Here is a 12,764-nt window from a genome sequence, read left to right as displayed (position 1 = left end):
CCAACTATCCTACCTCCTCAATCTTCTTTTTTCGATTTTTAATATGCAAGTAGACAAATATGATTGTTATTTGAATAACTAATACTCCTAATGCAATCGGCATAAAATAAACGTAAAGAAGTTCATAAAATGTATTCTGATCAACTCGATATAAACAAAATATAACAAGACAAAGATAGCAGATAATGACGGAATATTCCCCTTTTTCTTTCCTAACTAGCAGTTGATTAGCTAACAAAATGTATAAGCTGGTTCTAAGTACTCCCCCTGAAAGCCATTGATATATAGCAAAAAAATCCACATGTGAAAAATAATTACCTATTGTTAGAATTCTCCACTGTTCAAATGCCGGATACCTAAATTCAGAGGCTTGCAATGGACCGAATTCTGCTATTGCCCCAATTGTTGGTCCGAGCATTAGTCCTATTATAATGCCCCCTACTATGAATAGTTTTCCAATCCCGATTTTGTGTTTATGTATAGAAGGTATAATCAAAAGAATAAACAATTCCACTATAGGAAGTAATGTATATATTAAACCTTGAAATACGGGGGGCCACCCATGCTCAATAAGTGGTAATAATTGTTCATATTCTTTTTTCTTTACATTAACGGTCATAACAAAGAAGCCTAATGCCGAAACAAGCGGCAATAAAATCCCACTTAATATCGCCAAAGACTTAACTCCTGACCTTGTCCCAATGAAGCATAAAAACAAAAATGCAACAACGATTATGCCGTAATTGATATCCGGAATGTATGATATATGACTCCACATGACAATATCTTTTGTCGTTATATACGCTGATAGGAATAGGTACACAATAAGAGGACTAACAAGGAGATAGTATTTTACCGGTGATAGTGTTCTCTTCCATTCCGTCACACTCATTTTTTCCATTAATTTTAATAGCTTGCTTAATCCGAACAGCCAGATGACTGTTGGTACAATCGTTATGATGATTGTCAGCCAAGCATCTCGACCGGTAACAGATAATAAAGCAGGGATGGTTTGGACATGTGCAAATAAACCTATTGTCAGCATCAGCATAAAAACTAATAACGGAAATTTTATTGGTCCCATTTTCTTCCTCACCCACTTTCATCGTTATTATTTGTACTGGTTTTTTTTTCTATACTATGAAGTTGTTATTACATTGGGGAACTGTGTGTTTCAAATGAGGAAACGTCTTTGAAAAGAATATGTTAGGTGAGAAAATGAGTCAGAGGATGATCATAAGGATTCATCCTCTTATTTTTGTTTAACATCAATGATATCGTGAAGAGGTAATGTAAGTTGATTTCCTGATTGTTCATCAACAATTCGTAATGTATGCCGAAAGGGATCTATATAGTGCACATACCCTAAGCATGTATGAAAGAAATGATTTTTATAATAAGTAAAAACAAGCTCCATATGCTCCTCCATCGCCATGCAAATTGTTTCATTAAACTGCTCTAACTGTTGTTCATCAAGCTCCGGTCTTTCTTGATACGTATCTTCTTCAGACCAGTCTCTTAGCAATTTAACATGTTCGGGAAGCATCATCGATGTCCATTTGATATTCCCTCTATCTCGTATCATGATTTACCCCTGCCTTCACTACTATTATTCATTAAATTCTTTTGGATAGCCTAATTGAACCAATGTATTTGCCATCTCTTGATATCCCAAACTATTTGGGTGAATACGATCTCCAGACAAAAGATCTTCTTGCCTATCTTTAAATACTGTATAAACATCAACAACTCTAATTGTTTTTTTGTTATCAAAGCTGCTTAACTGTTGATTAAACAATCGAACCCACCTATCTGCCAATGTGATTTGTGGTAACGGATTGTATAGGTTCAGTAAATACACGATAAATGGTACACCACAATCTTTTTTCAGTTCATGAATTGTCTCCATTATTTTCATCATATTGCTGTGACACTCTTTGACTGATTGTGCAATTTCTGTTTGATCACGTGATTCAATAAAGTCTTTACTTGCTTGGATAAGATCATTTCCACCGGCAGTGATGGTGATGATATTGGCACGATTTATTTTGTCATGCAGTGGTTCACTGCTTACAATCTCCAGTACACCACTACTTTCAATTCCCGATTTTGCAAAGATATTCGTTATCACACGTCTTTCTAGAGTTTTTTCAGTTAATCTCGCATAGCGCCCGACAAATCCGGGTGTTAAAAATGATGCTCCAACTCCGACTGTCAAGGAATCACCTAAAGCCACATATGATAAACACGATTGATTCATTTCCACATGATATCCTCCTTCAAAAGCAAAATACATTTTTATACAATATTCGAAGGAGAGACAAACGCAGCTTTTCCTTTGGTGAAATAGGCGGAAGCCATATCTGCTGATTTCTACCTACGCTTTATGGCCTCCAACAAGCTTCGCGCGATGCTTTGCTGTTCCAGCCGGAGTATAAGATACAGCACGTAAGATAGCATCTGAGCCATACTTATGCCGAATTGAATCTACAACATACCCCAGTGTTCGCTGATTTACACGGTTTGGCCGGAACAAATCAAGCTGCATTTCACAGTCATTCTCAATGTTTGAAAGTGCAATTGAAATTTTTCTCACCGTGTTGTTTGCATAAAATTTTTCAAACAATTGCAGACATGTTTCATAAATATCCATGGTGATATTGGTCGGCTCATCAATTGTTTTAGAACGGTAAAATCCTCCGCCAAACTCATCGCGGCTATATCCAATTCCAAGACTGATTGTTCGGCCTGCCTTTCGATGCTGACGTGCTCTGCGGGCAACCTCTTCACTGATCTCTAATATGACATGCTTTACTTCTTCCGGATCCGGGTAATCACGAAGTAAAATTTGGCTTTTTCCAAAGCTGATTTGCCCTTGCATGATCGGGGCTCCAATTTCAGATAAATCCACGCCCCACGCATGATAGTAAAGCTGGTTTCCCATCACCCCAAACTTCTTTTCAAGCAGCTCAAGAGGATAATTTGCAAGCTGGCCCACATTAGAAATTCCCATTCGGTTTAGTGTTTTTTGTACTCTTGAGCCGATTCCCCACATTTCGCTTAATGGCTCGAGCTTCCAAAGCTTCTTTTTCACATCTTCGTATGTCCATTCTGCCACACCTTTCTTTTTCGCTTCAGTATCTAGACAAACTTTAGCTAACAGCATATTAGGACCGATACCAATTGCGCTTGGAAGGCCAAATTCACGCTCCATGTCATCACGAATTTTTTTCGCAATTGTCTGTGCGTCCCCCCAAATATGTTCCACACCGTCAACTTCAATAAAGCTTTCATCCACACTATAAGTATGAATAGCATCCTTTGGCACATAGCGGTGAAACAACTTTGTTAATTCTGTTGAGATCCTGATATACATCCCCATTTTCGGGTCCACAATGGTGATACGGGGGTCATTTGGTACTTCAAAACGCCTTGAGCCTGTTTTAATGCCAAATTCCTTTTTTAGCCGTGGGGAAGCTGCCAAGACGATGCTTCCCTGCCGATCCGTATCACCTACAACAGCTAAATAGCAAGTTAATGGATCTAATCCCAGTAAAACGGCAGCACAGCTTGCATAAAAGCTTTTCATATCAATGCAAAGAATCTTCCGTTTCGGCAATTGATCGTAGTTTTCAATCATAGCCACTTCCCCTAAATTAGAATATATGTTCGTGTTTATTATATTCTATATACTAAGGGAATATACGTTCGATTTCAATGGTAGTTTTCCCCAAGAAAACGACAAATTTCAATGGTAAGCAAGATCGAAAAACACATACAAAAACGGTATACTACCAATAGTGGGGTGGAAAATGGAAGACAAGATATTAAAAAAGATGCTTAAAAAAGGCTTTCTCCAATACGGCCGAAATCTGGATATAGACCCTCTTTCAGAGAAGGATAACATCTACTTAATACAGAAAATTACAGTTGATAAAAACGAGGAAAGTGAATGGTATGAGGTCGTAGAGGATGTTGTATATAGCTATTTAACGAATCAAGAATAGAAAATAAGAGCCTAATGAGATAGGCTCTTTAATGTTAACAACAAACAAGGATTTGTCTCGAAAAGCTCCCTTTTTTAGCCACACACCGATCTGCAATAGTAAAACCAGCCCTTTCAATTAAAGGGTCAATTGTTTCAGTCGTAATAACAACAACTTTTCCAGCAAATCCCCGTGCACTTTTAAGCATTTCAAACTGTGTTTCCGGCTCTAAAACAGAACAGAGATTATAAGGCATGTCAATAATCGCAACATCATACCTTTCGGTCACATCCCGTATATCTCTTAATAAAACCTTTGCTTTATAACCAAAATGAGCAATGTTTTCACGAGCAGGTCGGGTAACAAGAGGGTTCAAGTCACTTCCTACAATATCAATCCCCATCGATAATGCTTCTATCATCACAGTTCCGGCCCCACAGCAAGGGTCAATGACTTTTGTATCCTCAATCGTTGGAACAGCAATGTTTACGACTGCTCTAGCCACCCGGGTACTCAGGGCAGTCGAATAATTATTAGGCTTTTTTTGATGAAATAACCAAATGGGTTCACTTTTTGTATAATGTCCGAACACCCAGTAATCTTTTACCTTTATAACGGCAAAAAGCTGATCAGGATTTTGTAAATCTACTTGCCCTGATAATTGCAATCCAATTTCCCGTTCAATTTTACGTCTTTTCTCAAAACCTATTTTTTGGAAATCGGTAGCTTGACTATGTTCAATTACGATTACTTTAAACGTCTTTTCAACCTGATAGCCACTCACCTTCTGACCGAGATCTTCTAAACAATCTTCCTTATAAATGACATCAATTCTTTCTTTTATAAACGGACTTCGGCTTGGATTAATTTGCAAGGAGCTTTCTAGTATGTTAGTTCCTGTGTGAAACCCAAATAATGACTGCATTTCTAATTGACATAAAGAAATCTCGTCTTCATGACATGAAAATGTGTAAATAAACATCTGTTTCTGATCAACCAAGCGTTTTCCACCTTTACTGGGCTTTTCTCCTGAGTTAAGACTTGTGTGTCCTAACTTAATACTTTATAAGTCTTCTGCCATTCATGAGCTAATATACTCATCTCCCAAAGGCTCCAATATTGATTTCCTATTTTTCTACATTCACGAAGTAAACCTTCCTTTTTAAACCCTGCTTTTTCATAACAAACAATAGCTGACGTATTAAAGTCAAAAACGCCAAGGCTTACTCGATGCAAATCCAACTGTTCAAAAGCAATTTTCAATACCTCTTTCATCATCAAGTATCCAATCCCTTTACCACGGACACGCTGATCCCCAATTAATACTTTTCCCACTCTCGCAGACTTATGCTCTCTATCAATATTCGTTAAAGCAATATGTCCAATCACTTCTCTTGTTTCTTTTAACAAAACGCTGTAAACAAATGAAGTAGAACGATCTGAATTGGCATTCTCAATGTACTTTTCAATTTGCTGTTCAGTCAACGGAAAGCGAAACGTCGGTCCTGCCCATTGGAGTAGAAACTCCGGTGTCTCAATCCAGCTTATTAGCTGAGGTATTTGACTACGGTTAAAATCGTGTAACTCAATCATAGAAGAACTCCTTTTATATGTAACTTTCCTTATGTAACTGTTGAAAATCAAAAGTTATTTCTTAAAAAACGCATTACCAGCCAGTTTTTCAAACAGCTTTGGCATAATTTGATAGATTGTACTGCCCGCATTCATCCATCCAGGCAAATTTATTTCCCGCTTTGGGGTAAGCATTGAAGCAACGATAATACGCGCAACCTTATCAGGATCAAGCATCCAGCGTTCTACATTTTTCACATAATTTCCTTCCTTATCGGCAATAGTGAAAAAATCTGTTTTAATCGGCCCCGGGTTAACCGAGGTGACGAACACATTGTGTGGCTTTACCTCCATACGAAGACTGTTTGTAAACCCCAATACTGCATGCTTACTCGCAGAATAAAGACTTGATTTAGGTGTAGCAATTTTAGCAGCTTGTGAGGCAATATTAATAATATGACCTCTTCTTCTTTTCACCATTGAAGGCAACACCATCTTCGTACTGGCAATTAAGCCAAACACATTTACTTCAAACATGTTCTTCATTTCATCAAGTGAAGAATGAAGAACTTCATTAAAAATACCGAATCCGGCATTATTGACAAGTACGTCAATTTGTCCAATCTCTGATTCAATGGTTGAAAATACTTGTTGTATCGAGTGAATATCCTGAACATCCAGTAAATAATAGTAACACGATACACCATAATCATTCTGAATCCGTTCAGAAAGTTTCGCTAAAAGCTCTTCTCTTCTCGCCAATAAAACTAAATGTGCCCCCTGTCTCGCACATTCAATTGCAATCTTTTCTCCAATTCCGCCGGAAGCACCAGTAATTGCAACATAGCATCCTTGTAAACGTGCATTCAAATGGATCACCTCTTACCGCTTTAGATAGCATAATAATATATGTATTTTTCATTTGTATCATCGATTTTAATTTGACCGATTTCTTGTAAATAGTCAAGCTGTCCAGTAGTTTCCGACATTATCATCAGAAACTGCTTTAACGTAATTGACAGGTGCAAACATCAAAAACAGTCCTCGGTTTGTCAACAATTTTTGTGTAGTAGTCCCTCTAAAACAATCAACCTTTAAGCCATTCATCTATAACAAAAAACATTCGATAGACATATTTTACAATGAAGACACTCTTTTAGTCATTATATTCAAATAATTTGCAGATCCATACACCTTTAAAAAGCTTGACAAGGACCTGTCCATCACTGCATAATGAATAAAAATTTAATTTAATGTATAGAAAATAAGTTTAGCGTTGATTGGGACTAGTAGAAAAAATGGCGTAATAGAGATTGGAGTTCTAAGGCTGAAAAACTCCATTGCCCACCATTTTTTTGAACCTACCCTAGGAGCTGTTAGGTAAACCTAACCGTATGTCTGCGATAAAGACTTAAAAGCTGGGAGTATGATTCACTCCAATCAAGGTGGTACCGCGGAGCCATTCCGTCCTTATGTTGTAAGGGCGGAATGGCTTTTTATTTTAAACGTAAGGAGCATAAAAATGGATAAAATAGGGTTTATCGGAGCGGGTTCCATGGCTGAGGCTATGGTTGCAGGGCTCATTAAAGGTAAAGTATTTACTGCCGGGCAAATAATAGTGGCAAATCGATCAAATTCAGCAAGATTACATGAATTTTCTCAAAAGTATGGTGTTGAAACAACCCATGATAAACAAAAATTAGTGAAAGATGCATCAATTATTGTTCTAGCCATGAAGCCTAAAGATGTGAAAGCGGGACTGGATGGTGTTCAGCATTTGATCGATAAACAGGTTATTGTGTCTGTATTAGCGGGAATCTCTATCGATACAATTGAAAATATACTTGGAAAAGAAGCAGCAATTGTTCGGGCGATGCCAAATACTTCTGCAGCCATTCTTAAGTCAGCAACCGCCATTGCTGGCAGTCAAAATGTTACACCTAATCAAATGACTAAATGTAAAACTCTCTTCGAAGCAATTGGCATATGTAAAATTGTTGAAGAAAAACAACTTGATGCTGTTACAGGTCTATCAGGAAGTGGTCCTGCTTATATTTACTATCTGGTAGAAGCAATGGAAAAAGCGGCAGTTGACGTAGGACTAGATCCTTTTGTTGCTCGTGATTTAATAGTTCAAACACTACTTGGGGCATCTGAAATGATTGCTGTGTCAGACAAACATCCTTCCCAGTTAAGAAAAGAAGTAACGAGCCCAAATGGGACAACAGAAGCAGGCATCTCCATTCTCAAAGAAAGAAAGGTTGAGGATGCGGTTATTTCATGCATAAGACGTGCTACTGAAAGATCAGAAGAGTTAAAATCCATGTTTTCAGAAGAACTTATATCGTATAAAAAATAGCCGGAGTGCTTACAAAGCACTCCTCATTTATTCCAGTATTGTGTCACTTCTTCAAATTTATCGTTTGATCCCGATCTTTCAGAATACATGCTAAGCATATGCAACGATCCTTATTACTTCCAGAAAGAGCAAGTACCTTTTCTGGTACCGTTATGTTCATACACCAACAAGATTCCTTTTCATCCAAAATTCCACAGTTATTTTCAGCATTACATATCGGACATTTATTCATTTTTTTACCTTTCTTCCATGCTATCAGTATTTTTCCAAAATAAAAGTTGAACATCTTCGTTCTTCCGCAGAAAACTGGCCTTAGTCTCTAAGGAAGAGAATAAATCAAATTCAATAGAACAAGCTAACTATAGTGTTATATTAACACTATTCTTAATGTGGAGGGATCAATTATGAATATGTTATTTAGCTTATTAACTACAATGTTTCTTGCAGGGCATAAGGCAGCTTCAACTTACCGCCATTTACTTACAAGAATAAAAAGTCTGGTTAGTGTGCCTCAGTTTATATAAGCAAAAAATATTCATTACGTATCTCAGGTTTCACATTAACTTAGAACAGGATGGTAAGTACTTTACTGCTTACTATTCCTGTTTTATTTTTTCTCGGCTTCTCATTCTGATCAATAGAATTACACCACCCCCCTCCCTTAAAACCATTAGGAGAAATTAATCAAGCAAGAAACATGCTGAACAGTGCTGCAACTGTTATAATTTTTTCAAACAAAGTATTTATAATGGGAGGATATAAGATGAAGACGAAACTATTCCAGCCTTATCAAATAAAGAATGTTACCCTTAAAAACAGTATTGTTATGTCCCCGATGTGTATGTATTCATCAACAGGTGAACAGGGGTATATAGAGGATTTCCATTTCACACACTATATAAGCCGTGCAGTGGGGCAAGTTGGCCTAATAATGGTTGAAGCCACCGCTGTTACACCTCAAGGCCGAATATCTGCGAAAGATCTTGGAATTTGGAGCGATGACCATGTTCCAGCCCTTCAAAAATTAGTAACAAGAATGAAAGAATACGGTTCAGCAACAGCTATACAGCTGGCACATGCAGGGAGAAAATCGACAGTTGATGGAGAAATTATTGCACCATCATCTATTCCATTTGACAATACATACAAAACTCCGAAAAGCATGACAAAGGAAGACATTAAAGAGACTGTTCAAGCTTTTCAGGATGGAGCTAAAAGGGCAAAGAAAGCAGGCATCGACATTATCGAGATTCATGCAGCCCACGGTTACCTTATCAATGAATTTTTATCCCCTCTTTCTAATAAGCGAGATGATGAATATGGTGGTTCTGAAGATAATCGATACCGATTTTTAAGCGAAGTAATTGATGCAGTGAAAGAAGTGTGGGATGGACCACTATTTGTTCGTATTTCAGCATCGGATTATCATCCCGAGGGATTGGATATAAAAGATTATGAAGGTTACGCAAGTAAGATGAAAGAGCAAGGGGTTGACTTGATCGATGTTAGCTCAGGAGCTGTTGTTCCTGCAAAGATTAATGTATTTCCAGGCTACCAAGTAAGATTTGCTGAAAAAGTTAAAGAAATAGCAGGTATTGCTTCAGGAGCTGTTGGATTAATCACAAGCGGCATACAAGCAGAAGAAATTTTGCAAAATAATCGAGCAGACCTGATTTTTATCGCAAGAGAACTTCTTAGAGACCCGTATTTCCCCAGAACTGCAGCTAAAGAGCTGGGAGAATCAATTGAAGCTCCAAAGCAATATGATCGGGGATGGTAATCACAAAAGAGAGTTGATCAGATTCAACTCTCTTTTCTTATATATTTGAACGTTTTTTTGGAATGTCAATTTGCATGAAATCTGCTGCAATAACAGTTGGCGGAAAAACGGATTTCGCTTCTTCAACTAACGCGTCGAGTTGTTCGGGTGATTGATATCTCGAACTAATATGGGTTAAAACTAATTTTTTCACATTTGATGCTTTAGCGATATTGGCAGCATCTTCTGTTGTAGAATGAAAATAGTCATAAGCAAGATGATGATCCTCTCTTGAAAAAGTTGCTTCATGAATTAATAAGTCGGCATTTTCTGCAAGCTCAATACTTTTATCTGTGTACCGAGTGTCACCAAGAACAGAGATGATTCTCCCTTTTATTGAGGGGCCGATGAAATCACTTCCATGAATAATCAAACCGTTCTCTAATTGAACAGCTTCTGCATTTTTTAGTTTTTGATAAACCGGTCCTGGTCGAATACCGATCTTTTTAAGTTCATCGACAAGTAGTGTTCCCGGCAAATCCTTTTCTATCACGCGATAACCATAGGATTCAATACCATGTTCAATTTTCTTTGCCTTAACTTGAAAGGATGAATCTTCAAAAATAATTCCTTCCTCTACATCTACGAATTCAATTGAATATGTGAGGAAGGTGTGACTAACAGATAAAGCAGTTCTTACAAATTGCTCTGTACCTTTTGGTCCATATATGGTTAACGGTGTTTCTCCTCCTTGAAAGGAACGACTGCTAAGTAGGCCGGGCAAGCCATATATATGATCACCATGCAAATGAGTAATAAAAATTTTTTCAATCTTCCTCGGTTTTATAGAGGTATGTAAAATTTGATGCTGAGTTGCCTCCCCGCAATCAAATAACCATATTTCATTTCTCTCTTCTAATAATTGAAGAGCTATACTTGTCACATTCCGGGCTTTGGCAGGCATTCCTGCACCCGTTCCAAGAAATGTTACATTCACTTGCGCTTTCCTCCTCCGTTATTTTCTTTAAGCATACACGAATGCTGCAAATAGCGAAATAACATCGATTTTATTTTTTCACAAATTCTATAACAAAATCATCACATCATCTTGACCAAATTTAATATTATGTCTAAAATAGACTGAATTATAGAAAGATTTCTACAAAATAGGTGCATAATAGACGATAATTTTTCCATAATCGTTTATAATAAACTATGTAGAAAGACATTATAGGCTATAATGTTTGATTTAAAGGGAAATTACCTTTAAAATTAAGTATTTGTATAGGAGTAATTTCCAATCAGTATAAATAAGAAATTCGATGCCATTATTTATTTTCTTTTTCAACAATCGATTTCAATTCAAAATACTGGTGAAAAAATAAATGTATTAATGACAAAGTGAGGTACGAACGTGAATACACAAGAACATCCTAAATCAGTTATTGTCATCTTTGGAGCAACTGGTGATCTGGCGAAACGAAAATTGTTTCCATCTATTTATCGCCTTGTTCAAAACGAAAAAATCGGTAAAAATTTTGCAGTTGTAGGGGTTGCAAGAAGACCTTGGACCACTGAAGAGTTTCGTAGCAATGTATCAGATTCTATTCAAACATCGATGAAGGAATCAAAAGATTTAGAAGAATTCACTTCTCATTTCTATTATCATCCTTTTGATGTAACAAATCCTTCCTCTTATTTAGAGTTAAACGGATTGTTAAATGAGCTTGATGGCTCCTATCAAACAGAAGGAAACCGTATCTTTTATTTAGCAATGGCACCGGAATTCTTTGGTACAATCGCTCAAAACTTAAAAAAAGAAGGCTTAACAGCTACTCAGGGCTGGAGCAGACTTGTCATTGAAAAGCCGTTTGGACATGATCTACCTTCTGCGCAAAAATTAAATCAAGAAATTCGCGAAGCATTTAACGAAGATCAAATCTATCGTATTGACCATTATTTAGGAAAAGAAATGGTACAAAATATTGAGGTTATTCGTTTTGCCAACGCTCTGTTTGAGCCATTATGGAATAATCGTTACATATCTAATATTCAAGTTACTTCCAGTGAAATATTAGGTGTCGAAGATCGTGGAGGCTACTACGAAAAATCCGGGGCACTTCGAGATATGGTTCAAAATCATATGCTTCAAATGGTTGCCTTACTTGCGATGGAACCGCCAATTAAATTAACAACAGATGAGATTCGAAGTGAAAAGGTGAAGGTACTAAGAGCATTAAGACCTGTGAGTGACGAGCAAGTTGGAGAATATTTTGTGAGAGGTCAATATGCAGCAGGGAAATTTAATGATAAAGAGTTCATTGGTTACCGTGAAGAAGGAAATGTTGATAAAAAATCTGAAACAGAAACATATGTAGCAGGCAAGTTAATGATTGATAATTTCAGATGGGCTGGTGTTCCTTTCTATATCCGTACAGGAAAACGTATGGCTGCTAAATCAACAAAAATTGTTGTACAATTTAAAGATATTCCAATGAATCTTTACTACAACAAAGGTGAAACCGTACCTCCTAACTTACTAGTTATTAACATTCAGCCAGAGGAAGGGATCACCCTGCAATTGAATGCGAAAAAAGATGAATCTGAAGGTGGTTATTCAAAACCTGTTAAATTTGATTTATCAAATAACCTCTATGACGGGATTAATACACCTGAAGCGTATGAAAAACTATTATTTGATTGCATGCGTGGCGATGCGACTAACTTTACACATTGGGATGAAGTTGCACTATCCTGGAGCTTTGTAGATCCAATTTCTGACGCATGGAAAAACGGTAAAGCATCACTTGCAACCTATCCTTCCGGTTCCATGGGACCTAAAGAAGCTGACGAGCTTCTTGAAGAAGACGGTAACCAGTGGTGGCCTGTTAATTAATTAACTAATTGTATTGGAATCGATATCTTATTTTATTACGTATTTTGCCAATTGAGTCCTTGTATTCAATTGGCTTTTTATTTTTTTCTAAAAATTGTGCGAATGAGCTCGTCTATTTGCCTCATACAAAATAAATTCAGTAGAATAAACTAGTTAGTGCAAGAAGCAACCCCTTGTGTCTCCTTAACTTAA

13 protein-coding genes are annotated in these 12,764 nt (G+C 37.0%); 4 read left to right on the top strand and 9 right to left on the bottom strand.

The features are described 5' to 3' along the window. Positions 1-4 precede the first annotated feature (4 nt). From AC0L8O_RS06515 to AC0L8O_RS06500, 4 genes are all read right to left on the bottom strand, one after another. Positions 5-1,084 carry an endospore germination permease gene (locus AC0L8O_RS06515; protein ID WP_473447030.1) on the bottom strand — a complete coding sequence of 360 codons (1,080 nt, stop codon included), beginning with the start codon at positions 1,082-1,084 and terminating at the stop codon, positions 5-7. Between the two features lie 168 nt (positions 1,085-1,252). Then, positions 1,253-1,585: a YolD-like family protein gene (locus tag AC0L8O_RS06510; protein WP_473447028.1), complete on the bottom strand. Its 333-nt coding sequence runs from the start codon at positions 1,583-1,585 to the stop codon at positions 1,253-1,255. A gap of 24 nt (positions 1,586-1,609) precedes the next feature. Then, the gene (locus AC0L8O_RS06505; protein WP_473448723.1) at positions 1,610-2,260 is read right to left on the bottom strand and encodes a GDSL-type esterase/lipase family protein; all 651 of its coding nucleotides are present in this window, start codon (positions 2,258-2,260) and stop codon (positions 1,610-1,612) included. A gap of 117 nt (positions 2,261-2,377) precedes the next feature. Continuing rightward, complete coding sequence (locus AC0L8O_RS06500) at positions 2,378-3,640, bottom strand: Y-family DNA polymerase (protein ID WP_473447027.1); 1,263 nt, start codon at positions 3,638-3,640, stop codon at positions 2,378-2,380. A gap of 172 nt (positions 3,641-3,812) precedes the next feature. On the opposite strand from AC0L8O_RS06500, the gene AC0L8O_RS06495 reads away from it, so the two are divergent. Then, positions 3,813-4,007, top strand: a complete 195-nt coding sequence (locus tag AC0L8O_RS06495; RefSeq protein WP_026558909.1) for a YqzH family protein — start codon at positions 3,813-3,815, stop codon at positions 4,005-4,007. A gap of 34 nt (positions 4,008-4,041) precedes the next feature. Here AC0L8O_RS06495 and AC0L8O_RS06490 read toward each other — a convergent pair whose 3' ends face one another. Genes AC0L8O_RS06490 through AC0L8O_RS06480 form a run of 3 tightly spaced genes read right to left on the bottom strand, consistent with a single transcriptional unit; the run spans position 4,042 to position 6,428 of the window. Next, positions 4,042-4,986 (bottom strand): TRM11 family SAM-dependent methyltransferase, encoded by a 945-nt coding sequence (locus tag AC0L8O_RS06490; RefSeq protein ID WP_473447026.1) that lies wholly within the window; start codon positions 4,984-4,986, stop codon positions 4,042-4,044. A gap of 50 nt (positions 4,987-5,036) precedes the next feature. Continuing rightward, positions 5,037-5,579: a GNAT family N-acetyltransferase gene (locus AC0L8O_RS06485; RefSeq protein ID WP_473447025.1), complete on the bottom strand. Its 543-nt coding sequence runs from the start codon at positions 5,577-5,579 to the stop codon at positions 5,037-5,039. Positions 5,580-5,633: 54 nt separating this feature from the next. Further along, positions 5,634-6,428 carry an SDR family NAD(P)-dependent oxidoreductase gene (locus tag AC0L8O_RS06480; protein ID WP_473447024.1) on the bottom strand — a complete coding sequence of 265 codons (795 nt, stop codon included), beginning with the start codon at positions 6,426-6,428 and terminating at the stop codon, positions 5,634-5,636. Between the two features lie 646 nt (positions 6,429-7,074). Between AC0L8O_RS06480 and proC the strand changes: the two genes are divergently transcribed. Next, positions 7,075-7,917 carry a pyrroline-5-carboxylate reductase gene (proC, locus tag AC0L8O_RS06475; protein ID WP_473448720.1) on the top strand — a complete coding sequence of 281 codons (843 nt, stop codon included), beginning with the start codon at positions 7,075-7,077 and terminating at the stop codon, positions 7,915-7,917. A gap of 43 nt (positions 7,918-7,960) precedes the next feature. On the opposite strand, the gene AC0L8O_RS06470 is transcribed toward proC, so the two are convergent. Next, positions 7,961-8,149, bottom strand: coding sequence for a cysteine-rich CWC family protein (locus AC0L8O_RS06470; RefSeq protein ID WP_473447023.1), 189 nt, complete (start codon positions 8,147-8,149; stop codon positions 7,961-7,963). Positions 8,150-8,680: 531 nt separating this feature from the next. Here AC0L8O_RS06470 and namA point away from each other — a divergent pair. Further along, on the top strand, positions 8,681-9,697 hold the full coding sequence (namA, locus tag AC0L8O_RS06465) for an NADPH dehydrogenase NamA (RefSeq protein WP_473447022.1): 1,017 nt from the start codon (positions 8,681-8,683) through the stop codon (positions 9,695-9,697). Between the two features lie 37 nt (positions 9,698-9,734). Here the strand turns inward: namA and rnz are convergent, their stop codons facing one another. Beyond that, positions 9,735-10,673, bottom strand: a complete 939-nt coding sequence (rnz, locus tag AC0L8O_RS06460; RefSeq protein ID WP_473447021.1) for a ribonuclease Z — start codon at positions 10,671-10,673, stop codon at positions 9,735-9,737. Between the two features lie 417 nt (positions 10,674-11,090). On the opposite strand from rnz, the gene zwf reads away from it, so the two are divergent. After that, entirely contained in the window at positions 11,091-12,572 is a 1,482-nt protein-coding gene (zwf, locus tag AC0L8O_RS06455; protein ID WP_473447020.1) for a glucose-6-phosphate dehydrogenase, read from the top strand. Positions 12,573-12,764 lie beyond the last annotated feature (192 nt).

It is taken from the genome of Metabacillus sp. KJ11-3, from assembly GCF_055808295.1.
This window is presented reverse-complemented; position numbering and strand designations above follow the sequence as displayed.

What these genes read in the sequence shown, in the direction of transcription:
- AC0L8O_RS06505 (WP_473448723.1), bottom strand. Translation starts at nt 2,260, where the DNA reads ATGAATCAATCGTGTTTATCATATGTGGCTTTAGGTGATTCCTTGACA.
- AC0L8O_RS06510 (WP_473447028.1), bottom strand. Translation starts at nt 1,585, where the DNA reads ATGATACGAGATAGAGGGAATATCAAATGGACATCGATGATGCTTCCC.
- AC0L8O_RS06515 (WP_473447030.1), bottom strand. Translation starts at nt 1,084, where the DNA reads ATGGGACCAATAAAATTTCCGTTATTAGTTTTTATGCTGATGCTGACA.
- AC0L8O_RS06470 (WP_473447023.1), bottom strand. Translation starts at nt 8,149, where the DNA reads ATGAATAAATGTCCGATATGTAATGCTGAAAATAACTGTGGAATTTTG.
- AC0L8O_RS06495 (WP_026558909.1), top strand. Translation starts at nt 3,813, where the DNA reads ATGGAAGACAAGATATTAAAAAAGATGCTTAAAAAAGGCTTTCTCCAA.
- AC0L8O_RS06500 (WP_473447027.1), bottom strand. Translation starts at nt 3,640, where the DNA reads ATGATTGAAAACTACGATCAATTGCCGAAACGGAAGATTCTTTGCATT.
- AC0L8O_RS06485 (WP_473447025.1), bottom strand. Translation starts at nt 5,579, where the DNA reads ATGATTGAGTTACACGATTTTAACCGTAGTCAAATACCTCAGCTAATA.
- namA (WP_473447022.1), top strand. Translation starts at nt 8,681, where the DNA reads ATGAAGACGAAACTATTCCAGCCTTATCAAATAAAGAATGTTACCCTT.